Origin of the sequence: Vibrio sp. 10N.222.51.C5, assembly GCF_041474575.1 — a bacterium.
In the GTDB taxonomy this organism is placed as follows: Bacteria; Pseudomonadota; Gammaproteobacteria; order Enterobacterales; family Vibrionaceae; genus Vibrio; species Vibrio crassostreae_C.
Genome location: NZ_JBFRUJ010000018.1, coordinates 1 through 25,351 on the forward strand (window position 1 = coordinate 1; position 25,351 = coordinate 25,351).

A 25,351-nucleotide genomic window follows, 5' to 3' on the forward strand; every position below is an offset into this window, starting at 1 on the left:
TGAACCAATAAAAAGCCCCGCAAGCTTTCACTTGCGGGGCTTTTTTAGCTAATTGAGAAAAGGGCTAATTACTTACCAGCTTCTTTTTCTGCTTTAACTTTTGCAATCACTTCGTCAGCAACGTTAGTTGGACATGGTGCGTATTGTGCGAATTCCATAGAGAATTGGCCACGACCAGAAGTGATAGTACGTAGGTGACCGATGTAGCCGAACATCTCAGAAAGAGGTACGTCAGCTTTAATACGAACACCAGTTACGCCAGCTTGTTGATCTTTGATCATGCCACGACGACGGTTAAGGTCACCGATAACATCACCAACGTGATCGTCTGGAGTGAACACGTCAACGTTCATGATTGGCTCAAGAAGTTGCGCGCCAGCTTTAGGCATAGATTGACGGAATGCGCCTTTCGCTGCGATTTCAAATGCGATAGCAGATGAATCGACTGCGTGGAAACCACCATCGAAAAGTTCAACTTCAACGTCTAGAGTTGGGAAGCCAGCTAGTACGCCGTTTTCCATCATAGATGCGAAGCCTTTCTCAACTGCAGGCCAGAATTCTTTAGGAACGTTACCGCCCACAACTACAGAGTTGAACTTGAAGCCAGAACCTGCTTCGCCTGGTTTGATACGGTAATCGATCTTACCGAATTGACCAGAACCACCAGATTGCTTCTTGTGCGTGTAGCTATCTTCAATTGCTTGAGTGATAGTTTCACGGTAAGCAACTTGAGGAGCACCTACAGTTAGGTCAACGCCGTATGTACGCTTAAGGATATCTACCTTGATGTCTAGGTGAAGTTCACCCATACCTTTCAGGATAGTTTCGCCAGTCTCTTCGTCAGTCTCAACTTGGAAAGATGGATCTTCTGCAACCATTTTACCGATAGCGATACCCATTTTCTCAGAACCGCCTTTATCTTTTGGAGATACAGCGATTGAGATTACTGGAGTTGGGAATACCATTGGCTCAAGCGTTACTTGGTGCTTAGGATCACATAGAGTGTGACCAGTTTGCACGTTCTTCATACCAACGATCGCAATGATGTCACCAGCTTGTGCGCTAGTTAGTTCGTTACGGTCATCAGCTTGCATCTCAACCATACGGCCAACACGTTCAGTCTTGCCAGTGAATGAGTTAAGAATCGTGTCACCTTTGTTCAGTTTACCAGAGTAAATACGAACGAAAGTTAGAGCACCGAAGCGGTCATCCATGATTTTGAATGCAAGCGCTTTGAAAGTCTCATCTGTAGAAACGATAGCGTGTTCGCCAGTTTCTTCACCGTTCTCATCCATTAGAGGCTGAGGGTCAACTTCAGTTGGTGCTGGTAGGTAATCTACTACAGCATCAAGGATAAGTTGCATACCTTTGTTCTTGAACGCAGAACCACAGAACGTTGGGAAGAATGCGATATCACGAGTACCTTTACGGATACAACGCTTAACGTCTTCAATAGAAGGCTCTTCACCTTCCATGTAAGCTTCCATTAGGTCATCGTCTTGCTCTACAGCAGTTTCGATTAGCTCTTCACGGTATTGCTCAACGTCATCAACCATGTCCGCTGGAACATCTTTGATTTCGTAGTTTTCAGGAAGACCAGTGTCATCCCAAACGTATGCTTTACGGCTTAATAGGTCTACAACACCAACGAACTCGTCTTCACGGCCGATTGGTAGAACCATTACTAGAGGAGTTGCACCTAGAACGTTTTTAACTTGGTCAACAACGTTGTAGAAGTCTGCACCCATACGGTCTAGTTTGTTAACGAAGATCAGACGAGATACTTCTGATTCGTTAGCGTAGCGCCAGTTAGTTTCTGATTGAGGTTCAACACCACCAGAACCACAGAATACACCGATACCGCCATCAAGAACTTTAAGAGAACGGTATACTTCAACTGTGAAGTCAACGTGTCCAGGAGTATCGATAACGTTTAGACGGTGATCGTTCCAAAAACAGCTTACAGCTGCTGATTGGATAGTAATACCGCGCTCAGCTTCCTGTTCCATGAAGTCAGTCGTTGATTCGCCATCATGTACTTCACCAGTCTTGTGGATTTGACCAGTTAGCTTAAGGATACGCTCAGTGGTAGTTGTTTTACCCGCATCAACGTGCGCGAAAATACCAATGTTTCTGTATTTCGATAAATCTGCCATTGTCTTACTCTGTTAATAGGATATAAAATGCGCGCAGAGTATATCACAATCTGTGAAGACTGATAGCTTTGCATGCATTTGGGACTAAAAAACTTTGCCTTTTTCTGACATATAGAAAAAGGCAATCTGTAGAAACAATCTAAATGATTGTTTAGTTTAGTGCTAATCTAAAGCGCAATTGGCGTTTTAAGTTAGACTGAATTTCTGCTGTATAGAGTAGCTGAAGTGAGCTCAATTACAACTCATCAAAAGCATTAATTGCTTCTGATAATTTTTTCACGCCGTGGATCTGCATTCCAGGAATACCACCTTTAGGCATGTTAGCCGCTGGTACAATCGCTTTCTTGAAGCCGTGTTTAAATGCCTCATTAAGACGCTCTTGCCCACTTGGTACCGGTCGAATCTCACCCGCTAGGCCTACTTCTCCAAATACCACCACATCTTTTGGCAATGCGCGATCTCTGAAACTTGAAAGTAGAGCCATCACCAACGCAAGATCAGCACTGGTTTCGGTTACTTTAACACCACCGACGACATTCACAAACACATCTTGGTCAGCCATTTGTAAGCCGCCGTGTTTATGCAGCACCGCTAATAACAACGAAAGTCTGTTCTGCTCTAGGCCGACAGCGACGCGACGTGGGTTAGCCAGCTGTGAATAATCCACCAGCGCTTGGATCTCAACAAGCAATGGACGAGTGCCTTCCCACACAACCATCACCGAACTTCCCGAGGTTTCTTCTTCACCACGAGACAAGAAGATAGCGGATGGGTTGCTGACTTCTTTTAGCCCTTGGCCTGTCATCGCAAACACACCCAGTTCATTCACTGCACCAAAACGGTTTTTGTGGCTGCGTAGCGTTCTAAAACGGCTATCGGTTCCGCCATCTAATAAAACAGAACAGTCAATAATGTGCTCAAGTACTTTTGGCCCTGCTAAGGTGCCGTCTTTAGTTACGTGTCCAACTAAGAACACAGCAACGTTATTCTGTTTTGCGTAGCGCGTTAATGCGGTTGCCGATTCACGAACCTGTGCAACACTGCCCGGAGAAGATTGAACATCCGCAACGTGCATAACTTGGATCGAGTCGATAACCATGATCTTAGGTTGTTCTTTTTCTGCAACCTGACAAATCTTATCCACGTTCGTTTCTGAGAGCATCTTTAGGTGCTCTTTTGGCAATCCAAGTCGAGACGCACGCATCGCGACTTGTTGCAGAGATTCTTCCCCGGTTACATAGAGAGTCGGTAATTGAGAAGAAAGCTGACACATGGTTTGTAATAGCAGCGTTGATTTACCGGCACCCGGGTTACCACCAATCAGGATCGCAGCACCCGGTACGACACCACCACCAAGTACGCGGTCTAGCTCTTTAAAGCCACTGCTAAAACGTGGGACTTCTTGCAGATCGATTTCTGACAGCGTTTGAACCGAAGATTCAGTTGCACCGCCCGCATAACCACTCAATCGTTCATTGCGCGCTACTTGAGGTGAAGCGGCTAACCTAACTTCTGTAATCGTGTTCCAAGCACCACATGCGTTGCACTGCCCCTGCCAACGTGGAAAGTCAGCACCACAGTCATTACACACATAAGCTCGTTTTGCCTTAGCCATAAAACCTCAATAATTTACTCAGTTACACAATGATGTTGTCAATTTGTGACTTATTTGACCGTACGGGTGAAAATAAACGTTGCAGTCATACCACTTATACTTAAAGATCGATTTAAACTAGTCGATAACATAAATGCACCGTCCATTCTAACAAGAAAAGTATGCAGCAATCTGAAATTCTATCTGTAGCAGAACGTCTTATCCCGGCCTACCACGCCGAAGATTTCGAATTCCTTCTTTCTCAAATGACAGAAGGCGAATCTCCGTCTCTAAAACTGCTGGTTAAAATGGAACTGAATCGTATCATGGCTCCGTGTACAAAGAGCATTGATTTACGTGGGCGCATTGATAATGAATGTCGTCAGTTCACGTTAGACGGCCGTAAACACTGGCTAGATGACATCGCGTTAAACGCGTATCAACGTGGTACAAAAAAGTTTAAAGGTTACACAGAAGGCGCATGGGAGTTAGTAATGACTCCGCGAACTCAGCCTCTGAGCGTTGTTAAAACATCTTCTCAAGGTAACCACGACATTACTAGCGCCAATAGCCCGTACGAAGCGGAAGCTATTAACCTAGGTTACGACTTAAAACGCCAAGAGAACAGACTCAAGATTAGCTCGCAGGTCGAGATCACCACATCGAAAGGGCAAAGCCTACATGGTGTAACGGTTGATATCTCCCCGTCGGGTGCAAAGTTCAAAGTACCGAGCGCCTTTCGATACAACCTCGGCGAGATCATCAGCGTTAAGTTCTCAGAGCTTATCGAAAAGTCCCAAGAAAACGATGTTAACCAAGCGGTTGAATTTCGTGTTTTGGGTATCGACGAATCTTATGAGAACAACGCGGTCAAATTTCTAAGAACCATCAAGGTAAGCGACAACAATATTGTGGCTCGCTTACTCGATGAGTCTTTAAATAGCACCAGTAAGAAAACCAGCCATGAGAATCAAGATAGGATTATTCGAACTCGTACTCGAGGAATCGAACATACCTATCTAAAGCATACTTGTAACCTACCCCTGTTTTTCAGCGGCAGCGAACTAAAGCTTGCCCTACTGACGGATAACAACCATCCATTATGGCAATATTGGCACGACGAACGAAATCAACAAGCGCTGGGTACCCTGTTCAACGAGCAACGTATGAACCTGTTGGCGAAACCAGGAGTGAAGGGAACCAGTAACGTTATCTACTCTTTTACCCATGAACACCAAAACAAGACCTTGTTCTATTCAATGATGCTGCCTGAAGCCTCTCGTGAACAAAGACAGCTGTTCTGGCACATCGGTGGCAAACGTAAAAGTTGGAAGGCGTTCAAGTTCTCGGTTTTCGAACTTTCAGACACTGAGCGACAAGCATTAGCTAAACACTCGGATACGCTGGCTCAAAGCTCAGCTCAACTGACGCATTGCGGAATCTTGCAAGAGATTGGCGATCACGAAAGTGCGGCGGACTATCTTCTGAGTGAAAAGCCACGCATTCCAAGCAGTGAATTGAACCGCTTCCGTCACCCGCGTACTGTCGTCGGCAATATTCAAAGCATCTACTTTGACTCTCAGACTCGTCGTAAAGAGCCGAGATACCAATTTAAGTCACCGTTGCAACTTACATCACAAGATGGCACAGCGGCGAACGGACACACCTTAGATATTTCGAAGCGTGGACTGAGCATTAGCCTTGAACACCCAATGGTACTCAAGATTAATGATCCGGTATTAGTGAACTTCAATGAACTGCAGCTCTATGACAAGAACCTGCCACTGAGCACAGTGCCTTACCACGTAATTCGAGTGAGTCCGAATGGTCGCAACGTGCAGTTGGTTATTGCCGAGAACGCCAAGACAATGCGTACCATCGCTTTCCTTAATGGGCTTATCGATCAAAACCAAAGTAAGCTGATTAAGAAGCAAGAGATACTGCCAACACATTCGCTACTCGAATCACTGCACAACATTTTGTTGAGCAAGATGGTCAGTAACCCAATATTCATTGATAAGCCAAGTTCAACGCTGCGCTGTAAGATCATTGGTGTGAATTTCCCACTGAATAAGCATCTAACGTTACTTGCTAAACTTGGTCACAACCAAAAGTTCTCACTCGAGCCAATCTTCAAGGGTCACACCAACTCACTGTTGGCTGAGCCACTAAAAAGAATTGAAGGTGCGGAGCCTAAGCATCATGACGTGTACATTGCTGCAGTGAAGTTTGGCGACAAAATCCAGTCGGTACACACCAAGTTGGTCAAAGACTTCGCCTCAGCAAAGGAACGCATCTTATTCATCAAGAAAGCGCAGCACTTAGGTGATGTGTATGTATTGCGAGTCACCACGGCACCTATCTTTAATCCGCTAACGAGTTTATTCCAGTCGGATTTAGAAGAGCTTTCACGCATCAGTATGCATCAAGCTAAGAAGCTAGAGAATGAGGTGACGGCGTTTATCGGTTATGGCGAGATAGAGGACATTACCGATGAAGTGCTGATTCGATTGGAGCTAACACGCTAGCCTCGAGTGGCGTATTAACTTAAGCATGAAAATTGAAAAAGCAGGCTGATAGCCTGCTTTTTTTGTGTCTGAGCCACTATTGCTAAATAAGATACATAGCCAATAGCACTTAGGTAGAGCCCCTAAGGTTTCGCTTGCCAGCTGATCTTCTGTTGCTTAGCCAATACACCCGACAAGATACACAGCACACCGCCTAAACCTGCGTAACGAACAGCAGTTTGAGCTTGCTGCTCTACTTTTGGTTTTGCGTGGTAGGCAATGCCTAAACCTGCAGAGCCCATCATCACCAAGTCATTGGCACCATCACCAACGGCAACGGTATTATGTAGTTCCAATTCGTACTCTTCAGCCAACTCTACCAAGATATCCGCTTTGGTCTGCGCCGAAACAACATCGCCTAAGACTTCACCCGTCAACTTACCGTTGACGATCTCAAGCGTGTTTGATTGAGCATGATCTAGATCAAGGGTATCTTTCAGGTAGTCAGAGAAGTAAGTAAAACCTCCTGATGCAATCGCTGTTTTCCAGCCAAGCTTATTTAGAGTATTCACCAGCCCGACCAAGTCTGGCATGAATGGCAATGACTGACGCACTTGCTCTAATATCGACTCATCCGCACCTTTCAGTGCTCCTACTCGTTGGCGCAGGCTCTGTTCAAAGTCGAGCTCGCCTTGCATCGCTCGTTCCGTGATTTCAGAGACTAACTCTCCCACTCCAGCTAGCTTGGCAATCTCATCAATGCATTCAATTTGAATCGCTGTGGAATCCATATCCATCACGATCAAACCTGGCTTAGATAAGTCTGGGACCTCGCTAAGGCAAGCATAATCAAGCTTTAGCGCTTGGAGGATTTCTTCGTGTGCTGGCGTTAGATTGCCTGACATCAAAGCCACTTCATAATGCCCAACCTTCCACGTATCGAGGATGGTGTTGTAAGTGCCAGTGAAAAAGTCGATGTCATCGAAAGATTGTGGAGATAGGTACTCACCAAACACAATCCAATTGGCCTTGGATTTAGCGAGTTGAGAAGCGAAACGAGTCTCGGGGAGTCGAGTTAATAATGTCGTATGCCTTTTTATCGGCAGATATTTCTGAGCGTCCATGTGTATGATTCCTAATTAACTATGCTAAACGTTAACCTATTGCAATTTGAAAACGCAAGTCTCAATATGTCTTAATCATAACATTTGTTTATTTCAGGCTTCGTGAAACATGAATGAATCATTGTTCTCAATACGTAACGCTTTACGAATGCTAGCCCTCATTTTGTTGGCTACCATGTTCGTTGTAACGATTAAAAATACGGTCGTGATCAGTAAAGGTAACGAGAAGATCCAAGCAAAACAGTTGGAAACTCTTACCAAGCTGCTTATCTCTCAGGCATCACTTTCAGCCAGCAAGATGATCACGCAACAAGACCAAGAGCGATTGCTTGATCTGACTAACCAGCTATCTCAAGACCGACTGGTGTTCGATACCACCATCTATGATGCAGAGGGTATTCGACTGGCTTCGAGCGAAAAAGCCCTCTCGGTACGTGAGGTTCTTGGCTTAGATACACCACTTTCAACAGCAAGTATCGGCAGACAACAGTTAGTTGAACCTATTTATTCTCCAGAGAAAACGATCATCGGTTTTATTCGTGTGACGTTTGAAACGGGGAAAATGACGGCGATTTCTGATCACCACTACCGCAAAAGTGATCGCTACATGATCGGTATGGTGTTGATGGGGTTTGTGAGTGGCGTGTTGTTCATCATGCTGATTCGCAGAAGACCAACTAAGTCTGGTGAGAACTTACTATTGAAAAATGTAAGCTCATAAACACACTAGGCTGACAATAAATACTAGACTCAGAATAAGTACAGCAATCCAATAAAAAGCCCCGACGCTCAGGCAGCAACGGGGCTTTTTGTTATCTGTTAACTTATCAAGCTAAGACAAATCAAGATTATTCTTGGTCACCAAGCAACACTGAGTCTAGTGCGATAACCATCATGTCGTTGAAAGTCGTTTGACGTTCATCTGATGTGGTTTGCTCACCAGTTTTGATGTGATCAGAAACAGTACAAATAGTCAGAGCTTTTGCGCCGTATTCAGCACACACACCATAGATACCTGCCGCTTCCATCTCGACGCCAACAATGCCGTATTTGTCCATCACTTCGAACATCTCTGGATCTGGCGTGTAGAACAACTCCGCCGAGAACAGGTTACCCACTTTTACGTCTACACCACGCGCTTTTGCTGCATCTTCTGCCGCGCGCACCATTTTGTAATCCGCAATCGCCGCAAAGTCATGATCTTTAAAGCGAATACGGTTCACTTTAGAGTCAGTACATGCGCCCATGCCGATCACCACATCACGCACTTTGATATCTTCGCTCACTGCACCACAACTGCCCACACGAATGATCTTCTTCACACCAAAGTCTTTGATAAGCTCAGTCGCGTAAATAGAACAAGATGGAATGCCCATACCGTGTCCCATTACCGAAACCTTACGACCTTTGTAAGTACCGGTGTAACCAAACATGTTGCGAACGTCGCACACTTGAACCACTTCTTCTAAGAAGGTTTCAGCGATGTATTTAGCACGTAGCGGATCGCCTGGCATTAAAACTACGTCAGCGAAATCACCCATTTCAGCATTAATATGTGGAGTAGCCATTGAAAATATCCTTAATCTCAAAACAAAAAAAGAAGAGAGAAGTTTCCCTCTCTCTTCGTTAACTATTATAGAAAGCTTGTACCGTGTCCCATTGGCGATGTACCAAAGTATGACGCTAAGCTTTGACCTATATCAGCAAATGTATCGCGACGGCCTAAAGAACCGGCTGGAACCTTCTGACCGTAAACAATCACAGGGATGTGCTCACGAGTATGGTCTGTACCTGGCCATGTCGGATCACAACCGTGGTCAGCAGTTAAGATAAGCACATCGTCTTCTTTCATCATATCGATGATTTCATTGATGCGACCATCGAAGTACTCAAGTGCCGCTGCGTAACCAGCAACATCACGGCGGTGGCCGTAAGCTGAGTCAAAATCAACGAAGTTAGTGAACACGATAGTGTTGTCGCCCGCTTCATTGATCGCATCTTTGGTTGCTTCAAATAGCGCAGGGATACCTGTTGCTTTGGTTTTCTGAGTGATGCCACAACCCGCGTAGATATCAGAGATTTTACCGATTGAGTGAACGTTACCGCCCTTCTCATCAACCAACTTCTGAAGAATGGTAGCTGCAGGTGGCTCAACAGAAAGGTCACGACGGTTACCAGTACGTTCGAATTGACCTTTACCTGGGCCAATGAACGGACGAGCGATAACACGACCAATGTTGTAATCTTCTAGCTCTTCACGAGCAATCTGACAAAGATCTAATAGGTTTTGCAGGCCGAATGTCTCTTCGTGACAAGCGATCTGGAAAACAGAGTCTGCAGAAGTATAGAAGATTGGCAGACCAGTCTTCATGTGCTCTTCACCTAGGTTATCTAGGATTTCCGTACCAGATGAGTGGCAGTTACCCAAGAAACCAGACAGGCCTGCACGCTCAAGGATGCGGTCAGTCAGTTCTTTTGGGAAGCTGTTCTCTTTGTCGGTGAAGTAGCCCCAGTCAAACAGTACAGGAACACCTGCGATTTCCCAGTGACCTGATGGCGTGTCTTTACCAGAAGACAGCTCAGCAGCGTGACCGTAAGCGCCAATGATCTCAGCGTCTGCATCCATACCAGGAGCAAAACGACCCGTAGACTCTTTGTGAGCCATCGCTAGACCTAGCTTAGACAGGTTTGGCAGTGCCAGTGAACCTTTACGATCTGCATTGTCTGCAAGACCTTGGTCACAATGATCTGCGATGTGGCCCATAGTGTCAGAACCTACATCACCAAATTTGTCTGCATCCGCTGTTTCACCGATACCGAATGAATCTAAAACTAAAATAAATGCTCTTTTCATTTTCTTCACCAACTTATTGCTCTTTGCACCAGAACTCTGTTTATCGGTATACGCGAGGTATACCGATACCTGTTATTTACACGTCTTCAGAACGAATCTGACGGTAAACGTCTGGCGTTGCTGTATATTCTCCGCCCACAGTGATTGCATTTTGTAATGCTGTTGCAGCTTCTTGCCACTGTTGTTCGTTGCGAGCATGAATCATTGCTAATGGCTTATCTTCACTTGCTACTTCACCTAGGCGAATGAAGTGATCAAAGCCGACTGCGTAATCAATGCTGTCAGTTGCTACACGACGACCGCCGCCCATACCAACCACAGCCATACCAATTGCACGAGTATCCATTGCTGATACCACACCGCTTTCTAGCGCGTACACTGGCTTAATAATGTCTGCTTTTTCTAGGTAGTTATCGTAGTTCATTACGAAATCAACTGGACCACCAAGGCCCGCTACCATTTTACCGAAGCACTCTGCTGCTTTACCGTTATCCAGTACTGCCATCAGTTTTTCGCGCGCTTCATCTGAATCTTTTGCAAGGTTGCCCAGCACCAACATTTCAGCACACGATGCTAGCGTGATCTCTAACAAGCGTGGGTTACGGTATTCACCCGTTAGGAACTGAACCGCTTCACGAACTTCTACTGCGTTACCCGCTGAAGAAGCCAGCACTTGGTTCATGTCCGTTAGGATTGCTGTTGTTTTAGTACCCGCACCGTTTGCTACTGCAACGATAGATTTCGCTAGCTCTTCAGATGCTTCGTAAGTCGGCATGAATGCGCCTGAACCTACTTTTACATCCATCACTAGAGAATCAAGGCCCGCAGCCAGTTTCTTAGATAGGATTGAAGCCGTGATCAGCGAGATGTTATCGACTGTTGCTGTGATATCACGAGTTGCGTAAACACGCTTGTCAGCAGGAGCTAGATCGCCTGTTTGACCGATGATAGCCACGCCAGCATCTTTCGTTACTTCACCGAACACATCGTTGGTTGGTGTAATGTTGTAACCCGGAATAGATTCCAGCTTGTCTAGCGTACCGCCAGTGTGGCCTAAACCACGACCAGAGATCATTGGAACGAAACCGCCACATGCTGCCACCATTGGGCCAAGCATCAGAGAAGTAACGTCGCCAACACCACCAGTAGAGTGTTTATCAACGATTGGGCCATCAAAGTTCATGTGGCTCCAGTCAATCACCATGCCTGAATCACGCATTGCACACGTTAGTGCGATACGTTCTGGCATCGTCATTTCATTAAAAAAGATAGCCATTGCGAATGCGGCAATTTGGCCTTCAGAAACCGTGTTCTTAGCCACACCTTGAATGAAGAAGTTAATTTCTTCAGCTGTTAGGACTTCACCGTCACGTTTTCTGCGAATAATTTCTTGAGGTAGATACATTAGTGCCTCCCAAACTCTAGTGAGTATGGTTTGTAGGGAAAAGAGGTAATATGGAGTGGCTTGACGCCACTCCATCAAACAGACTTATTATGTTCAATACTCTAAATATTTGGCGTTGCAGTTAGGCGACCAGTGAGTTCATTCCTATGAACATAGAGGCTCTATGTGATTAAGAGGAACTTACGCAGTGAACAACGCTGCGGTGTCAAATATGACGAGTAAATTAGTATGCTGCTGGATCAGCAGTCTGGTCTGTCACTTCTAATGTATTAAGAAGGTTAGTTAGTAGGCTTGAAGCACCAAAACGGTAGTGCATGTTGTCTGCCCACTCAGCGCCTAGTAGCTCATCAGCCATTGCTAGGTATAGTGCTGCATCTTCAGCAGTACGTACGCCACCAGCTGGTTTGAAACCAACTGTTTTAGCAACGCCCATGTCACGGATAACTTCAAGCATCATGCGCGCGTACTCTGGAGTCGCGTTTACTGGCACTTTACCTGTTGAAGTTTTGATGAAGTCTGCACCTGCTTCGATACAGATTTGAGAAGCTTTCTTGATTAGTGCTTCTTCTTTCAGTTCACCTGTTTCGATGATCACTTTAAGCGTGATGTCACCACAAGCTGCTTTACACTGTTTAACTAGCTCAAAGCCAACTTCTTCGTTGCCAGCAATAAGAGCACGGTATGGGAATACTACGTCAACTTCGTCTGCGCCGTACGCTACCGCTGCTTTTGTTTCTGCAACAGCAATTTCGATGTCGTCATTACCATGAGGGAAGTTAGTTACAGTCGCAATGCGTACTTCTGGAGTACCTTGCTCACGCAACGCTTTCTTAGCTGCTGGGATAAAGCGAGGGTAAATACAGATTGCAGCGGTGTTGCCTACTGCAGTCTTCGCGTCATGACAAAGCGCCACTACTTTTTCAGTAGTATCGTCGTCATTTAGCGTAGTTAGGTCCATAAGTTTAAGTGCACGTAGAGCTGCTGCTTTTAAATCGCTCATTTCTATCTCCGATCAATATATTCAAATAGTTAACTACTTCGCCCTCCATCCAGTATAGATGGATATTTTAGTAATGCTCAGTAGCCACAAATGAACGGACTTGGTTCCCTGAAGACTTGATAACTTTCGCTACCAATTGCAATCCTTGTCACCGCACAGTACCAGTTTGGTCTATGGCACAACAAATCAGTCATGTTGTGTCTAACATCTATAGCGTATCGCTAATTTTGGCTTAATCCCAGAAGAATAACGTTCGAGTTGATTTCGAGGTTACTTTCTTGCCAACAGAGACATCCTATCCCTTTAGCTTATACATTATAGGTATCCATCAATAAATTGTAGTGCTCCTTAGAACGCAAACGGTTTGTATCTCAAAAAAACATTCTAGACCCTACATCGAATCTAAGCATAAGCGCGTGCATATACTAAAAACGGCAGGCCTAAAAACAAAAAAGCCCCGCAGCAATTTCTTGCTACGGGGCGATATTATTATGGCGTCTATATATCGATTTCTAACTAATTAGAAAGACAGGAAGAAGCCAGCAATTGTTGCTGCCATCAGGTTAGATAGAGTACCAGCAATTACCGCTTTAACACCCATACGTGCGATGTCGTGGCGACGGCTTGGTGCAATACCACCTAGACCACCTAGAAGAATCGCAATTGAAGAAAGGTTTGCGAAACCACATAGTGCGAATGCGATGATAGCTTGAGTCTTCTCAGACATGACTTGACCAGTTGCTGCAACAACTTGAGCGTTTTCACCAACGTATGGTACGAAGTTTAGGTATGCAACGAATTCGTTAACAACTGTCTTCTGACCAATGAAAGAACCAGCGATAGTTGCTTCTTCCCATGGAACACCAATGATGAATGCTAGCGGTGCGAAGATCCAACCTAGAAGAAGTTCTAGAGTTAGGTTTTCCATACCGAACCAACCACCGATGCCACCTAGGATACCGTTGATTAGAGCAATTAGACCGATGAATGCTAGTAGCATTGCACCAACGTTAAGTGCTAGTTGTAGACCAACTGATGCGCCACCTGCTGCTGCGTCGATAACGTTAGCTGGTTTGTCATCGCCACCGTCCATTTCGTCAGCGATGTTGTCGTCTGGCGTATCTGTTTCAGGCTTGATGATTTTAGCGAATAGTAGACCACCTGGTGCTGCCATGAATGATGCTGCTACAAGGTACTCTAGAGGTACACCCATAGATGCGTAACCCGCTAGTACACCACCAGCTACAGAAGCCAAACCACCACACATTACTGCGAATAGTTCAGAGTTAGTCATTTTAGGAACAAATGGACGAACAACTAGAGGTGCTTCAGTTTGACCAACGAAGATGTTTGCTGCTGCAGACATAGACTCGGCGCGAGAAGTACCTAGAGCTTTCTGAAGACCACCACCAAGAACTTTGATTACAATTTGCATAACACCAATGTAGTAAAGTACAGAGATAAGTGCAGAGAAGAAAATCAGAGTTGGTAGTACTTGGAAAGCAAAGATGAAACCGATACCGTCAACTGAGAAGTTAACTAGGCTGCCGAATAGGAAACCAGTACCGTCTTTACCGTAGTCGATCACGTTTGCTACACCAGCAGAGAAACCTGCAAGTAGATCACGACCCCAAGGGATGTAAAGTACGAATGCACCAAGTGCGAATTGGATAGCGAAAGCGCCACCCACTGTTCTTAGATTAATAGCTTTGCGGTTGTCAGATAGTAGTACTGCGATTGCGATCAGTGCAACCATTCCGACTAGGCTCATAAACAGGCTCATAGTTTATGACTTCCTTATTAGTTATTTATTGGCGTGTTACAAAATGGGGCTATAAAGCGGAGGCAATTATACTCATGCGACCACTAATAAAGTAATGCCGTCCTCACACTTTCGTAGAAGATTCATGTACCATTCACACGCAAATGTGACCCAAATCACAAGCTCAGTGCAATTTACGCAAACGATAAACAAAAACCTTCGATTTTATTCACATATACCGAATGCGCGATGGCTATTTTGCCAAATTTGCGCTGCAATCGATTGCTTTGGCTCTTTTCTAAGCAAAAAAAGTTCATTTAAGATCGTAACTAAATATTTGGAATGATTAACATTTCCTTGGTTTCCATACATGGGCATGTCCGGAGCATCCGTTTCCAATACCAGACATTCAAGGGGCAATTTTGCGATGGTTGTGCGTGTTTTTTGCGCTCTTGGGTAAGTTATCGTTCCACCGACGCCAATATAGAAACCGAGCTTGATCCACGCCAAAGCTTGCTGTTCACTCCCAGAAAAACCGTGAATCACACCACCTAAGGTGAACTTATGCTGCTTTATTAGCTCGATAAGTCGGTTGTAAGACTTCCTCTCATGGATGATTAAAGGCAGGTCAAACTCCTTCGCAAGCTCCATTTGTTGGATGAAAAAGCGCTCTTGTTTCTCTCGTTCAACGTCCACAAAAAAGTCGAGCCCGCACTCACCTATCGCGACACATTGGCTGTTTTTTGAAGCGAGTAATTGGCGAAGTTCCGAAAATTGTTCGTCATTGGCCGGTTCTAAAAAGTAAGGATGGAAGCCTAATGCATAGTAAATATTGGGGTGAGATTGAGCGATTTCATCGAGCTTCCTCCAGTTACGTTGGCCGATAGAAGGGATGATTAACTTCTCGACTTGCGCTTGTTTCGCTTCTTTAAGATAGCCATCAATAGTTTGATCAGGTGTAAAACCTTGCTCAAACGCCTCAAAATCCGCGTGGCAATGAGTATCAAACAGCGGAAAGTCACTTATTTGCTGTGTCATTTTCCCTACTCTCCATTTGTTTCCCTTGAGGATCACGACGATAAGCAACACAACTGCGCTTGTTCTCAGGCGTTAAGCCAAGCTCTTCACACCACTTATCATATCTTTTAACCCAAGTTTTTATCCAACCCAACATAACTGCCTCTAACCTCAGCCTTTAAACCTCAAATAAAACGCATTAAAAAACGCCTATTGCAGAACAATAGACGTTTTTGTTTAACTCTAATAGATCGCGGAGAAATTAGTGCTCGCGCGTCGCTCGGAATTGAACTTCAGGGAAACGTTCAGAAGCTAGGTTCAAGTTCACCATAGTTGGTGCGATGTAAGACAGGTTGTCACCGCCATCTAGCGCTAGGTTAGATTGGTTCTTACGTTTGAATTCTTCAAGTTTCTTAGCGTCATCACATTCAACCCAACGAGCTGTTGCAACGTTAACACCTTCGTAGATAGCTTCTACGTTGTATTCCGCTTTCAAGCGCGCTACAACCACGTCGAACTGAAGGACACCAACCGCACCAACGATCAGGTCGTTGTTCTGCATAGGACGGAATACTTGTACTGCGCCCTCTTCTGAAAGCTGAACTAATCCTTTTAGAAGTTGCTTCTGCTTCAGTGGATCGCGTAGACGGATACGACGGAATAGCTCAGGTGCGAAGTTAGGAATACCAGCGAACTTAAGGCTCTCACCTTGAGTAAAGGTATCACCAATCTGGATAGTACCGTGGTTATGTAGACCGATAATATCACCCGCGTATGCTTTTTCAGCACGTGCACGGTCACCCGCCATAAAGGTTACCGCATCAGAGATACTTACACTCTTGCCTGTACGAACATGGTTCATCTTCATACCTTGGTTGTAAGTACCCGAAACGATACGCATGAATGCGATACGGTCACGGTGTTTAGGGTCCATGTTTGCTTGGATCTTAAATACGAAACCAGAGAACTTCTCTTCTGTCGCTTCAACATCACGCTCGTTCGCTTGACGCGTTTGAGGTGCTGGAGCCCATTTCGTTAGACCATCAAGCATGTGGTCAACACCAAAGTTACCCAATGCAGTACCGAAGTAAACCGGCGTTAGTTCACCCGCTAGGAACAGTTCATGATCAAACTCAGGACAAGCACCGATAACAAGCTCTAGCTCTTCACGTACGCTTTCCGCAAGATCAGCACCTACTGCTTCATCTAGCTCAGGGTTATCTAGACCTTTGATGATACGAACTTCTTGGATCTCGTGGCCGTGGCCAGATTCATACAAGATCGTTTCATCACGGTGAATGTGGTAAACACCTTTAAACTCTTTACCGCAACCAATTGGCCATGAGATTGGAGCACAAGCCATACCTAGCTCGCTTTCCACTTCATCAAGCACTTCCATCGGGTCACGAACATCACGGTCAAGTTTGTTCATAAACGTTACGATTGGAGTATCACGAAGACGTGTTACTTCCATCAGCTTACGAGTACGGTCTTCGACACCTTTAGCAGCATCGATAACCATCAAACAAGAATCAACCGCTGTTAGCGTACGGTACGTATCTTCCGAGAAATCTTCGTGTCCTGGAGTATCGAGTAGGTTTACTAGGCAATCATTGTATGGGAATTGCATTACCGACGTAGTTACCGAGATACCACGTTCTTTTTCCATCTCCATCCAGTCAGATTTAGCGTGCTGGTTAGAGCCACGGCCTTTTACGGTACCCGCTTTTTGAATCGCGTTTCCGAATAAAAGAACTTTTTCAGTAATCGTGGTTTTACCCGCATCCGGGTGAGAGATAATCGCAAACGTTCTACGTTTGCTCACTTCTTGTTGGAAAGACATAGTCGCCCTTTGCTGATCTAAAGCGTAAAAAGGGCAAGTAGATAATACTTGCCCTTGAATTCTGTGTGCGGATTATACAGAAAGCGTATCACTTTCTAAAGGGTCAGTTTACACCCTATTTTTTGGCTAATTTTGTGATTAGCTATCTAGTTAGCGAAAAGACGTAACATGACTAGCTAAAAGACATAAAAAGATAGCTCATAATGATGGCATCTTCGTTGCCTTGTTTAGTTGGATAGTAATTACGACGGCGATCAACTTCGTTGAAGCCTGCCTTTTCGTAAAGATTAAACGCGTTCACATTACTTTCGCGAACTTCTAGCCAAGCACTTTCCGCGTCAGCTTGCTCACACATATCAAGGAAATGTTCCGTTAACGCTTTTCCATACCCTTTGCCTTGCTGGCTTGGGTCTACCGCGATATTAAGCAATGTGACTTCGCCAACGATGTTTTGCGCGAAGAAATAGCCCACCACTTGTCCATCAACTTCAAGGACATGATGACAAGCGCCTCGGCTATCAAGATCTCGGATCATATTTTCAGACCAAGGGTGAGAATGCGCGGCCTGCTCGATCTTCCAAATGGCGTCTAGGTGTTGTTGTGAAGTCGGTAAAAATTGATTAGTCATAAGCACAAATTTGTTGCCATAAGTCGCGGCGGTGTTGGTTGTTACCGTTAATGTCAGACAGTAATGGCGATTGAAGTGTTTTAGCCTTCAGCTCTTGAGCCGACTCACAACCAGCAAACCATATCCACTCAACCGAACCTAAATCCACAGTAGACAAGTGTTGCGGTTGAAGGTGTAAAGCCTGAGATAAGTCGAGCTTGATACTTTTGAGTACTCGCTCAAACATCACGGCGAGATCTTCCTGAGGTTTTTCAGGCGAAACCAACAGTAACTTGCAATCGCTCGAGAGCGGAGTCAATTCAGATTCATAACCTGCTAAACGCTCTGGGTGACTTAGTTCCCATTGGCTAATGCCCATCTCATGTAGGTATTGCGCGTGTGTTTGTGACATATCTAGCGGTAGTAACCTTAAGTTTATTGGAGCCAAAGTTTATTGAAACCAGAAGTTTGTTAGAACTAGTTTTGTGAAAGCTGCCTCTATTGAAAGAGCGCTTATTAGAGCAGGGCTGATACTAACAAAAAATAAAGGAGCATCAAGCTCCTTTATTTAGACTAAATCAGTTTGTATCTTGTTGCGTGATAAATCAGCTTATAAGTCGTTGAACTCGGGGCTGTAAGCAATCTCACCAGCATGTCCAGCAAACGCACCGTTTACCAATTCAATCGCTTGGAAAGCACCTTCAGGCACATCCCAAACACAACTCAGGCCAAACTCGCTCGCAGCCTTGAAACCAAAGCGGCTGTAATAAGCAGGGTCACCCAACACAACGCAAGCTGGGTAACCAAAATCAACCAAAGTGGAAAACGCATCTTCAACTAGAGATTTGGCAATGCCTTGGTTGCGGAACTCTTCTTTCACAGCGAGAGGCGCAAGCCCTTGCCAGTTATGATCGTCGCCATCAAGAGTGATAGGGCTAAACATCAGGTGACCAACCACCTCGCCTTCATCAGAACAAGCCACCAGCGATAGCGTTAAATGGCTATTCTCACGCAAGCTCATAACCAAGTTAGCTTCTGCATCTGTTTCAAAAACAGATTTCAATAAACGATCAATGACAAGTATATCTGCCGGTGCTTCAGTTCGAATAAGCATTCATTACCTCACTTTGTGTATCTGGGGATTGTACTCCCTTCTGCACAAAATCAGCTAATTGATTTAACAAAGTTTTCATAGGAGTCGGCAATAAGTCCAAATCTACGCTATCCATCAAGTTTTTAACTTCTAAACCGAGCTCGGTATCGCCTTCAATAGACAGTCTACGTTGGAAGAAAAGCGTATCTGGGTCTTCTTTACGCCCCGCAATCAACACAAGATCGTTAAGATTGCCGCTAAAGCTTACATCTTCAACCACCTCTTTATCAGCTACAACCAGTTGATCATTTTTGTAGCTAATACACCAACTTAACCCCATGTCTTTTATTGAGACTTTCAACCATTTGTCTTCTAAAAACTCAAAGTCACCGTCCTCTAAAGCTTCCTTAAAGACATTCTTAAGCGCCTCCAATAAGGCTCTTTTTTGTACTGTTTTAGGCAATAACTGGACTGGAGATCGCAAAATTGATGCGGCATTTTGAACTAGTTGAGTGCGAATCTTGTTTATCACGTGACTTATCCGTAACTTTGTCAATAATATGGAATGCATCATAGATGATGTTGAGATCTCAGTTACTGTTATGTATCAAATTAACTTCTGTTTGATACTCGACCTTTAATATCCTGAAAATCACAGTTATAGTAACTCAGGTAATGAGAATTACAGCGGATCGCTGCACTCACAGGTAAATATCGATAGCCACACAAAAAGTAATAAATATTTATCGATAGTGAATATTCAAGCTCTTGGAGAATTGGTAGTACTTTGATGCCTCCCCAACAACTACAACATTGGTTTACCCAGCTAACTGCAAATAGTCCGTTCTTTTTTGCAGTACTTGATGCTCAACATAACTATTTTATGGTGAATGAGCGTTACTGCGATATTGCTGGTTTGAGTCAAACAGAGCTTGCAGGCATGAATGATCGCCAAACATTGGGCGAACAGTTCTACCAACATCTCAAGCCTTACTATGAGCGTGCATTCAGTGGCGAAACGATTGAGGCCGAAGTCACCCTCAACGAAACAGACCTCGATACCAGCCTTCATTTCAGCCTATCTCCGCTTACCAATGGCAACAAAACCGACTACATCGTCTTTCACGCCTTCGACACCTCAGAAAACCAAGTACTTGTCCGTTCTTTAGAAGAATCCGAAGCCAAATTCCACAAGCTATCTCAACTACTCCCAGACGGATTACTGCTCGTTGAGAGTGACTATATCTTGTCATCCAACCCAGCGGCAGCGCGCCTGCTTGGCTTTAACTCAACCACAGAGTTAATTGGCGAACAGCTGGGACGCCTATTTATCGATGAACAAACCAAAACAGTCTTCAATAATAACCTCAGCTCTATTATTTCTGAGTCTGGTTTGGTTTGCTTAACGGGTGCGCGATGCGGCTTTGAACGTAAGGTCCAGCTCAACATCGACTCCACCACCGTTCTTGGAAGCAACACTCAGCTGGTGCTTATTCAAGACGCACAAGAAACCGCAAAACAATACACACCAGCAAACAGTGAAGATGCCTACATAGATGCACTGACCAAACTCTACAATCGAGTTGGGTTTACTAAGCGTCTTGAGCAGTTCATTCACAACGATACGCCGGTGGTGATGCTCTACTTAGACATTGATAACTTTAAAAATATCAATGACTCACTTGGTCATCACATCGGTGACAAGGTGATTAAAGAGGTCGCTTCGCGTCTTAAACGCTTACTGCCTCGTAAGGCCGTGATTGGACATTTAGGCGGGGATGAGTTTGGTATTATCCTTCCAGAACCTGAACATCAGCGAACACCTGAAATGCTCGCTGAAAAGATCATTTCCCTGATCAATCAACCCTTCGATCTTCACCACTTTAGCAAGCGCTTAGCCTGCTCTATTGGTAGTGTGAGCTTTCCTCAAGATGGTACTGATGCTCGTATCTTGCTGCAAAATGCAGACACAGCAATGTATGAAGCGAAAGATCGTGGTCGTAATCGTCTGATCAAGTTCAACGAACAGATGAATAAAGAAGCGCGTATGCGACTGTGGCTTGAGATAGAGCTCCAAAAAGCACTGCAACAAAATGGACTTGAGGTTTGGTATCAACCGAAAGTGAATGCCCGTGATTTCACCATCAACGGCGCTGAAGCTCTGGTACGTTGGAAGCATCCTGTCGAAGGTTATATCAGTCCGGCCGCGTTCATTCCTGTGGCGGAACGAGCAGGGCTTATTGAACAACTTGGCCGAGTGGTAATGCGTGAAGTATTTGCTACGGTTAAGCGCTGGAAGATGCAAGGTATCCTTCCAGGTCGAGTGGCTATCAACCTTTCACCAGAACAGTTTGGTAACCCGAAACTGATTGATTACATGGAAAAGCTACTGCGTTCGACCGAGCTTGATCCAAGTGCGATTACGTTCGAGCTAACGGAAAGTGCGGTGATGAGTGATAGTGAACACACACTCCAAATGCTTAACGCCATCAAGAAACTTGGCTTTGCTCTCTCCATTGATGATTTTGGTACAGGTTACTCTTCACTGTCTTACCTTGCTCGCTTCCCAATTGATGAGCTTAAGATAGACCGTGCTTTCATCTCTGATATCGATACCCTACCAAAGCAAATCACCGTAATTGAAAACATCATCAACCTAGGTAAATCTCTCGATTTGACCGTGGTTGCTGAAGGTGTCGAAACCAGTGAGCAAGCAACTCTGCTATCGAACCTCAACTGTAGTTCGATTCAAGGCTTCCACTTCCACCGTCCGCAACCAAAACAAGATGTCGAAGAGTTGTTTGCCCAAAACCGCCGTCATAAGAACTAATCAAGTACCTCATATTTAAACCAAGCCAACATGTAAAACGGTCACTCGTCAGTACCTCAAACGGAGTAAAAGCAGATTTATCCATCTAAACCTGCCTTACATCAATTCCGTCATTCACAATTCTTCATAAAATGCTCGCTTCAACTTAATTCTACTGGTAGTGAGCAAATGGAACTCTTATGCCCAGCGGGTAACTTACCTGCTTTGAAAACCGCTATTGATTGTGGTGCGGATGCTGTCTATATCGGATTCAAAGACGATACCAATGCCCGACACTTTGCAGGCCTAAACTTTGCGGGTAAAAAGCTCGATCGTGCTGTGCAGTATGTGCATGACCACAACAAGAAAATTCATGTTGCCCTAAATACGTTTGCTCACCCAAATGGCTTCGACCGTTGGACTAATGCCGTAGACAACGCCGCTGCTCTGGGTGTTGATGCGCTGATCATCGCAGACATCGCGGTGCTTGAGTACGCAGCAAATAAGTATCCAGATCTAGAACTGCACCTATCAGTGCAAGCATCTGCGACCAATGCGGCGGCTATCGACTTCTACCATAAAAACTTCAACGTTAAGCGTGTCGTACTACCGCGTGTGTTGTCGATTCATCAGGTCAAACAGCTTTCTCGTAATATCACTTCTGACGTTGACCTTGAAGTATTCGCTTTTGGTAGCTTGTGCATCATGGCAGAAGGCCGTTGCTACCTCTCTTCATACATGACAGGCGAATCACCAAATACCGTTGGTGCTTGTTCTCCCGCAAAATACGTTCGCTGGCAAGAAACAGAAACTGGCCTCGAGTCTCGCTTGAACGAAATCCTTATCGATAAGTATGAAGCAGGTGAGAACGCAGGTTACCCAACGCTGTGTAAAGGCCGCTTTGAAGCCGAGATCGATGGTGAACGTAAGCGCTATCACGCACTTGAAGAGCCAACCAGCCTCAACACGCTATCCATGTTGCCTGAGCTTTTCGCGGCAAACGTTGCCTCAGTGAAGATTGAAGGTCGCCAACGCAGCCCGGCTTATGTTGAACAAGTCACTCGCACGTGGCGCGCAGCTATCGATCGCTACTTAGCGAACCCAGAACAATACCAAGTGGAACAAGCTTGGAATGCGACACTGGCGAATGTATCGGAAGGTACACAAACCACGCTTGGCGCTTATCACCGTAAATGGCAATAGAGCCAAATGGAGAACTCAATGAAATACGCATTAGGCCCTCTACTTTATTTTTGGCCAAAACAAGACGTTGAAAGCTTCTATGAGCAAGCGAAATCAAGCTCTGCCGATATCATCTACCTAGGTGAAGCGGTGTGTTCAAAGCGTCGTGAGATGAAAGCGAAACACTGGATGGACATTGCTAAAGAGCTGTCTGCTTCAGGTAAGCAAGTCGTACTTTCCACCATGGCATTGCTAGAAGCACCAAGCGAAGTCAACATCATGAAGAAGTACATCGATAACGGTGACTTTGCGATCGAAGCCAATGATGTGTCTGCAATTCAACTGGCCAGCGAAAGCAAAGTACCTTTCGTGGTTGGCCCGGCAGTAAACACCTACAACGCACGCACCCTGAACCTATTCTTGAAACAAGGCATGACGCGTTGGTGTATGCCGGTTGAGCTTTCTCGCGAATGGCTAAGCAACGTAATGACCCAGTGCGAAGAGCTAAATATTCGTAACAAGTTCGAAGTTGAAGTGTTTAGCCACGGCTACCTGCCGCTTGCTTACTCAGCACGCTGCTTTACCGCTCGCGCTGAAAACAAAGCTAAAGACGATTGCGAAACCTGCTGTATCAAGTACCCAACAGGGCTACAAGTAGAAAGCCAAGAAGGCCAATCAGTCTTCAACCTTAACGGTATTCAGACGCAATCAGGCTACTGCTACAACCTAGTCAATGATTTACCGAACATGCACGATCTGGTTGATGTGGTTCGTTTAAGCCCTCTCGGTATCGATACCTTCTCTGAAATCAACAACTTCAGAGCAAACGAGCAAGGTCAAAAACCGATGAAAATTGAAAGCCGCCAATGTAATGGGTATTGGCATCAGCTTGCAGGTTTAGACGTTAAGAACATCTAGTTCCTCGCATTGGACTAACCAGTAACAAATACAAAAAAGGTCTAGCATTCGCTAGACCTATTTTATTCGACTTAAGAAACGCGACCTATGCCGCCGCGGTTTCCATCGGTGAGGTATCGAGCTTCTTTATATCTTTGTAGAGCATCACCATCACCACCACACTTAGCGCGATGTTAGACAGTGGGTACGCAATCCAGATCCCCGGCACACCATACAACTTAGGCATAATGTACAAGAACGGTAGTTGGATAAGCATATTACCTATAGTCACAAACATCGCCTTGCTGCCCTTGTTCACCGCTTGATAGTAAGCAGCTGCGACTACCAAGAAGCCATCCAGCGCCAGTGCAAACATGTGAAGGCGAATACCCAACACGGTGTACTCAACCAACTGAGGTTCGTCTGAGTTAAATACTGATACAAACTCACGTGGGAACGCATTGAGAAGCAGCACGAACGCCACACCAATCAATACCGAACTCATCATCGCAATCTTAAGTAGCTTGCGGATGTTTGCTTGGTTACGCGCACCATGGTTGTAGCTCACCAATGGTTGCATGCCGTTGGCGATACCTTCAGCCGTGAGATAATAAACCGTCACGATGTAGCCCAAAATCGCGTAAGCACCGATCATCAACTGGTCGCCATATTGAGAGAACAACGCATTGTGCAACGCCACCATCATCGAACCATAAGCGTACATAAAGAAGCTTGATGTACCAATGGCGAAGATTTGTGGAATCACATCCAGCTTCAATCTCAACTCATTCCAACGTAAACGTAGGTTTGCTCGACGCGAGAAGAAGTAAGCCAAGCCGAGAGCCGTTACTACAAACTGGGCAATCGCTGTTGCTAATGCTGCACCCATCAACTCCCAGCCATAGAGAGCGATAAACAGGTAATCGAGCACGATATTAATCACCGCACCAACGATCATCAGTATCGTCGCTAAGTTCGGACTGTCATCGTTACGCAGTAGAAACGGCATCGCGATCGAACCTAGCGTGAAGACACTAGCACCAATCAGAATGTGTAAGTACTGCAGACCAAGTTCATACACTCGCCCTTCAGCGCCCTGCCAAAGCAAGAAGTTATCAGCAAACAAGAACAGCAATGCAGAGACAATAGGCGTTATCGCTAACAACAAGGTTAAGCCCGTTGCTAAGATCTGCTTAGCGCCTTGAGTATCTTTTTCACCTTGGCGAATCGAGACAAGCGCACCTGTGCCCACACCCACCAACATACCAATACCAAGAATCGAACCAATCACAGGCCACGCAACATTGATACCTGCAAGTCCATCAGCCCCCACATAGCGGCCAATGAAGATGCCATCCACCACTTGGTACAGGCCATTAACCAACATGGCCGCCACGGTAGGGATTGTGTATCGCCAAAATTGACGACTAATTGAGTTACTCATTTCTTACTCTACTTTCATTTGTGAGTCGCATATCAACAAGATATGACTCGAAAAATT

At 45.2% G+C, this 25,351-nt stretch carries 21 protein-coding genes; 5 read left to right on the top strand and 16 right to left on the bottom strand.

Annotated elements, in window-relative coordinates; all coding sequences use genetic code 11:
- Positions 1-68: 68 nt before the first annotated feature.
- On the bottom strand, positions 69-2,156 hold the full coding sequence (fusA, locus tag AB4558_RS06765; RefSeq protein WP_017058825.1) for an elongation factor G: 2,088 nt from the start codon (positions 2,154-2,156) through the stop codon (positions 69-71).
- A gap of 235 nt (positions 2,157-2,391) precedes the next feature.
- On the bottom strand, positions 2,392-3,771 hold the full coding sequence (gene radA / locus AB4558_RS06770; protein WP_017063288.1) for a DNA repair protein RadA: 1,380 nt from the start codon (positions 3,769-3,771) through the stop codon (positions 2,392-2,394).
- 161 nt (positions 3,772-3,932) lie between these two features.
- Between radA and AB4558_RS06775 the strand changes: the two genes are divergently transcribed.
- A complete protein-coding gene (locus tag AB4558_RS06775; RefSeq protein ID WP_017058827.1) occupies positions 3,933-6,278 on the top strand; it encodes a PilZ domain-containing protein in 2,346 nt (781 codons plus the stop codon).
- Between the two features lie 122 nt (positions 6,279-6,400).
- Here the strand turns inward: AB4558_RS06775 and serB are convergent, their stop codons facing one another.
- Positions 6,401-7,381 carry a phosphoserine phosphatase gene (gene serB, locus AB4558_RS06780; protein ID WP_017058828.1) on the bottom strand — a complete coding sequence of 327 codons (981 nt, stop codon included), beginning with the start codon at positions 7,379-7,381 and terminating at the stop codon, positions 6,401-6,403.
- A gap of 109 nt (positions 7,382-7,490) precedes the next feature.
- Between serB and AB4558_RS06785 the strand changes: the two genes are divergently transcribed.
- The gene (locus AB4558_RS06785; RefSeq protein WP_076655999.1) at positions 7,491-8,102 is read left to right on the top strand and encodes a YtjB family periplasmic protein; all 612 of its coding nucleotides are present in this window, start codon (positions 7,491-7,493) and stop codon (positions 8,100-8,102) included.
- Between the two features lie 127 nt (positions 8,103-8,229).
- Here AB4558_RS06785 and deoD read toward each other — a convergent pair whose 3' ends face one another.
- From deoD to AB4558_RS06845, 12 genes are all read right to left on the bottom strand, one after another.
- On the bottom strand, positions 8,230-8,949 hold the full coding sequence (gene deoD / locus AB4558_RS06790) for a purine-nucleoside phosphorylase (protein ID WP_372158402.1): 720 nt from the start codon (positions 8,947-8,949) through the stop codon (positions 8,230-8,232).
- 65 nt (positions 8,950-9,014) lie between these two features.
- The gene (locus AB4558_RS06795) at positions 9,015-10,235 is read right to left on the bottom strand and encodes a phosphopentomutase (RefSeq protein ID WP_136977832.1); all 1,221 of its coding nucleotides are present in this window, start codon (positions 10,233-10,235) and stop codon (positions 9,015-9,017) included.
- Positions 10,236-10,311: 76 nt separating this feature from the next.
- Positions 10,312-11,640, bottom strand: a complete 1,329-nt coding sequence (gene deoA / locus AB4558_RS06800; RefSeq protein WP_017063283.1) for a thymidine phosphorylase — start codon at positions 11,638-11,640, stop codon at positions 10,312-10,314.
- A 223-nt stretch (positions 11,641-11,863) separates the two neighbouring features.
- Positions 11,864-12,640: a deoxyribose-phosphate aldolase gene (gene deoC / locus AB4558_RS06805; RefSeq protein ID WP_010436196.1), complete on the bottom strand. Its 777-nt coding sequence runs from the start codon at positions 12,638-12,640 to the stop codon at positions 11,864-11,866.
- A 520-nt stretch (positions 12,641-13,160) separates the two neighbouring features.
- Positions 13,161-14,423 (bottom strand): NupC/NupG family nucleoside CNT transporter, encoded by a 1,263-nt coding sequence (locus AB4558_RS06810; RefSeq protein ID WP_017058833.1) that lies wholly within the window; start codon positions 14,421-14,423, stop codon positions 13,161-13,163.
- A 204-nt stretch (positions 14,424-14,627) separates the two neighbouring features.
- Positions 14,628-15,440 (bottom strand): TatD family hydrolase, encoded by an 813-nt coding sequence (locus tag AB4558_RS06815; RefSeq protein ID WP_102319908.1) that lies wholly within the window; start codon positions 15,438-15,440, stop codon positions 14,628-14,630.
- A complete protein-coding gene (locus tag AB4558_RS06820; RefSeq protein ID WP_017066983.1) occupies positions 15,421-15,576 on the bottom strand; it encodes a DUF5363 family protein in 156 nt (51 codons plus the stop codon). The genes AB4558_RS06815 and AB4558_RS06820 overlap by 20 nt, the downstream gene beginning before the upstream one ends.
- Positions 15,577-15,681: 105 nt before the next feature.
- Positions 15,682-17,262 carry a peptide chain release factor 3 gene (gene prfC / locus AB4558_RS06825; RefSeq protein ID WP_017059244.1) on the bottom strand — a complete coding sequence of 527 codons (1,581 nt, stop codon included), beginning with the start codon at positions 17,260-17,262 and terminating at the stop codon, positions 15,682-15,684.
- A gap of 172 nt (positions 17,263-17,434) precedes the next feature.
- On the bottom strand, positions 17,435-17,890 hold the full coding sequence (gene rimI / locus AB4558_RS06830) for a ribosomal protein S18-alanine N-acetyltransferase (protein ID WP_017063281.1): 456 nt from the start codon (positions 17,888-17,890) through the stop codon (positions 17,435-17,437).
- On the bottom strand, positions 17,883-18,281 hold the full coding sequence (locus AB4558_RS06835; protein WP_017063280.1) for a DNA polymerase III subunit psi: 399 nt from the start codon (positions 18,279-18,281) through the stop codon (positions 17,883-17,885). The genes rimI and AB4558_RS06835 overlap by 8 nt, the downstream gene beginning before the upstream one ends.
- Before the next feature lie 198 nt (positions 18,282-18,479).
- The gene (locus tag AB4558_RS06840) at positions 18,480-18,983 is read right to left on the bottom strand and encodes a GNAT family N-acetyltransferase (RefSeq protein WP_017063279.1); all 504 of its coding nucleotides are present in this window, start codon (positions 18,981-18,983) and stop codon (positions 18,480-18,482) included.
- The gene (locus AB4558_RS06845) at positions 18,967-19,536 is read right to left on the bottom strand and encodes an SCP2 domain-containing protein (RefSeq protein ID WP_372158405.1); all 570 of its coding nucleotides are present in this window, start codon (positions 19,534-19,536) and stop codon (positions 18,967-18,969) included. The genes AB4558_RS06840 and AB4558_RS06845 overlap by 17 nt, the downstream gene beginning before the upstream one ends.
- A 216-nt stretch (positions 19,537-19,752) precedes the next feature.
- Between AB4558_RS06845 and AB4558_RS06850 the strand changes: the two genes are divergently transcribed.
- The 3 genes from AB4558_RS06850 (at position 19,753) to AB4558_RS06865 (ending at position 23,871) form a co-directional block, all read left to right on the top strand.
- Positions 19,753-21,792, top strand: a complete 2,040-nt coding sequence (locus tag AB4558_RS06850) for an EAL domain-containing protein (RefSeq protein WP_372158408.1) — start codon at positions 19,753-19,755, stop codon at positions 21,790-21,792.
- A 168-nt stretch (positions 21,793-21,960) separates the two neighbouring features.
- On the top strand, positions 21,961-22,974 hold the full coding sequence (locus AB4558_RS06860) for a peptidase U32 family protein (RefSeq protein ID WP_017068227.1): 1,014 nt from the start codon (positions 21,961-21,963) through the stop codon (positions 22,972-22,974).
- 18 nt (positions 22,975-22,992) lie between these two features.
- Entirely contained in the window at positions 22,993-23,871 is an 879-nt protein-coding gene (locus AB4558_RS06865; RefSeq protein WP_017059237.1) for a U32 family peptidase, read from the top strand.
- Positions 23,872-23,956: 85 nt separating this feature from the next.
- Here the strand turns inward: AB4558_RS06865 and AB4558_RS06870 are convergent, their stop codons facing one another.
- Positions 23,957-25,294: an MATE family efflux transporter gene (locus tag AB4558_RS06870; protein ID WP_372143412.1), complete on the bottom strand. Its 1,338-nt coding sequence runs from the start codon at positions 25,292-25,294 to the stop codon at positions 23,957-23,959.
- Positions 25,295-25,351: the final 57 nt, after the last annotated feature.

Excerpts from the sequence above, each read along its gene's own strand:
- fusA (WP_017058825.1), bottom strand. The coding sequence starts at position 2,156 with ATGGCAGATTTATCGAAATACAGAAACATTGGTATTTTCGCGCACGTT.
- radA (WP_017063288.1), bottom strand. The coding sequence starts at position 3,771 with ATGGCTAAGGCAAAACGAGCTTATGTGTGTAATGACTGTGGTGCTGAC.
- AB4558_RS06775 (WP_017058827.1), top strand. The coding sequence starts at position 3,933 with ATGCAGCAATCTGAAATTCTATCTGTAGCAGAACGTCTTATCCCGGCC.
- serB (WP_017058828.1), bottom strand. The coding sequence starts at position 7,381 with ATGGACGCTCAGAAATATCTGCCGATAAAAAGGCATACGACATTATTA.
- AB4558_RS06785 (WP_076655999.1), top strand. The coding sequence starts at position 7,491 with ATGAATGAATCATTGTTCTCAATACGTAACGCTTTACGAATGCTAGCC.
- deoD (WP_372158402.1), bottom strand. The coding sequence starts at position 8,949 with ATGGCTACTCCACATATTAATGCTGAAATGGGTGATTTCGCTGACGTA.
- AB4558_RS06795 (WP_136977832.1), bottom strand. The coding sequence starts at position 10,235 with ATGAAAAGAGCATTTATTTTAGTTTTAGATTCATTCGGTATCGGTGAA.
- deoA (WP_017063283.1), bottom strand. The coding sequence starts at position 11,640 with ATGTATCTACCTCAAGAAATTATTCGCAGAAAACGTGACGGTGAAGTC.
- deoC (WP_010436196.1), bottom strand. The coding sequence starts at position 12,640 with ATGAGCGATTTAAAAGCAGCAGCTCTACGTGCACTTAAACTTATGGAC.
- AB4558_RS06810 (WP_017058833.1), bottom strand. The coding sequence starts at position 14,423 with ATGAGCCTGTTTATGAGCCTAGTCGGAATGGTTGCACTGATCGCAATC.
- AB4558_RS06815 (WP_102319908.1), bottom strand. The coding sequence starts at position 15,440 with ATGACACAGCAAATAAGTGACTTTCCGCTGTTTGATACTCATTGCCAC.
- AB4558_RS06820 (WP_017066983.1), bottom strand. The coding sequence starts at position 15,576 with ATGTTGGGTTGGATAAAAACTTGGGTTAAAAGATATGATAAGTGGTGT.
- prfC (WP_017059244.1), bottom strand. The coding sequence starts at position 17,262 with ATGTCTTTCCAACAAGAAGTGAGCAAACGTAGAACGTTTGCGATTATC.
- rimI (WP_017063281.1), bottom strand. The coding sequence starts at position 17,890 with ATGACTAATCAATTTTTACCGACTTCACAACAACACCTAGACGCCATT.
- AB4558_RS06835 (WP_017063280.1), bottom strand. The coding sequence starts at position 18,281 with ATGTCACAAACACACGCGCAATACCTACATGAGATGGGCATTAGCCAA.
- AB4558_RS06840 (WP_017063279.1), bottom strand. The coding sequence starts at position 18,983 with ATGCTTATTCGAACTGAAGCACCGGCAGATATACTTGTCATTGATCGT.
- AB4558_RS06845 (WP_372158405.1), bottom strand. The coding sequence starts at position 19,536 with ATGATGCATTCCATATTATTGACAAAGTTACGGATAAGTCACGTGATA.
- AB4558_RS06850 (WP_372158408.1), top strand. The coding sequence starts at position 19,753 with ATGCCTCCCCAACAACTACAACATTGGTTTACCCAGCTAACTGCAAAT.
- AB4558_RS06860 (WP_017068227.1), top strand. The coding sequence starts at position 21,961 with ATGGAACTCTTATGCCCAGCGGGTAACTTACCTGCTTTGAAAACCGCT.
- AB4558_RS06865 (WP_017059237.1), top strand. The coding sequence starts at position 22,993 with ATGAAATACGCATTAGGCCCTCTACTTTATTTTTGGCCAAAACAAGAC.
- AB4558_RS06870 (WP_372143412.1), bottom strand. The coding sequence starts at position 25,294 with ATGAGTAACTCAATTAGTCGTCAATTTTGGCGATACACAATCCCTACC.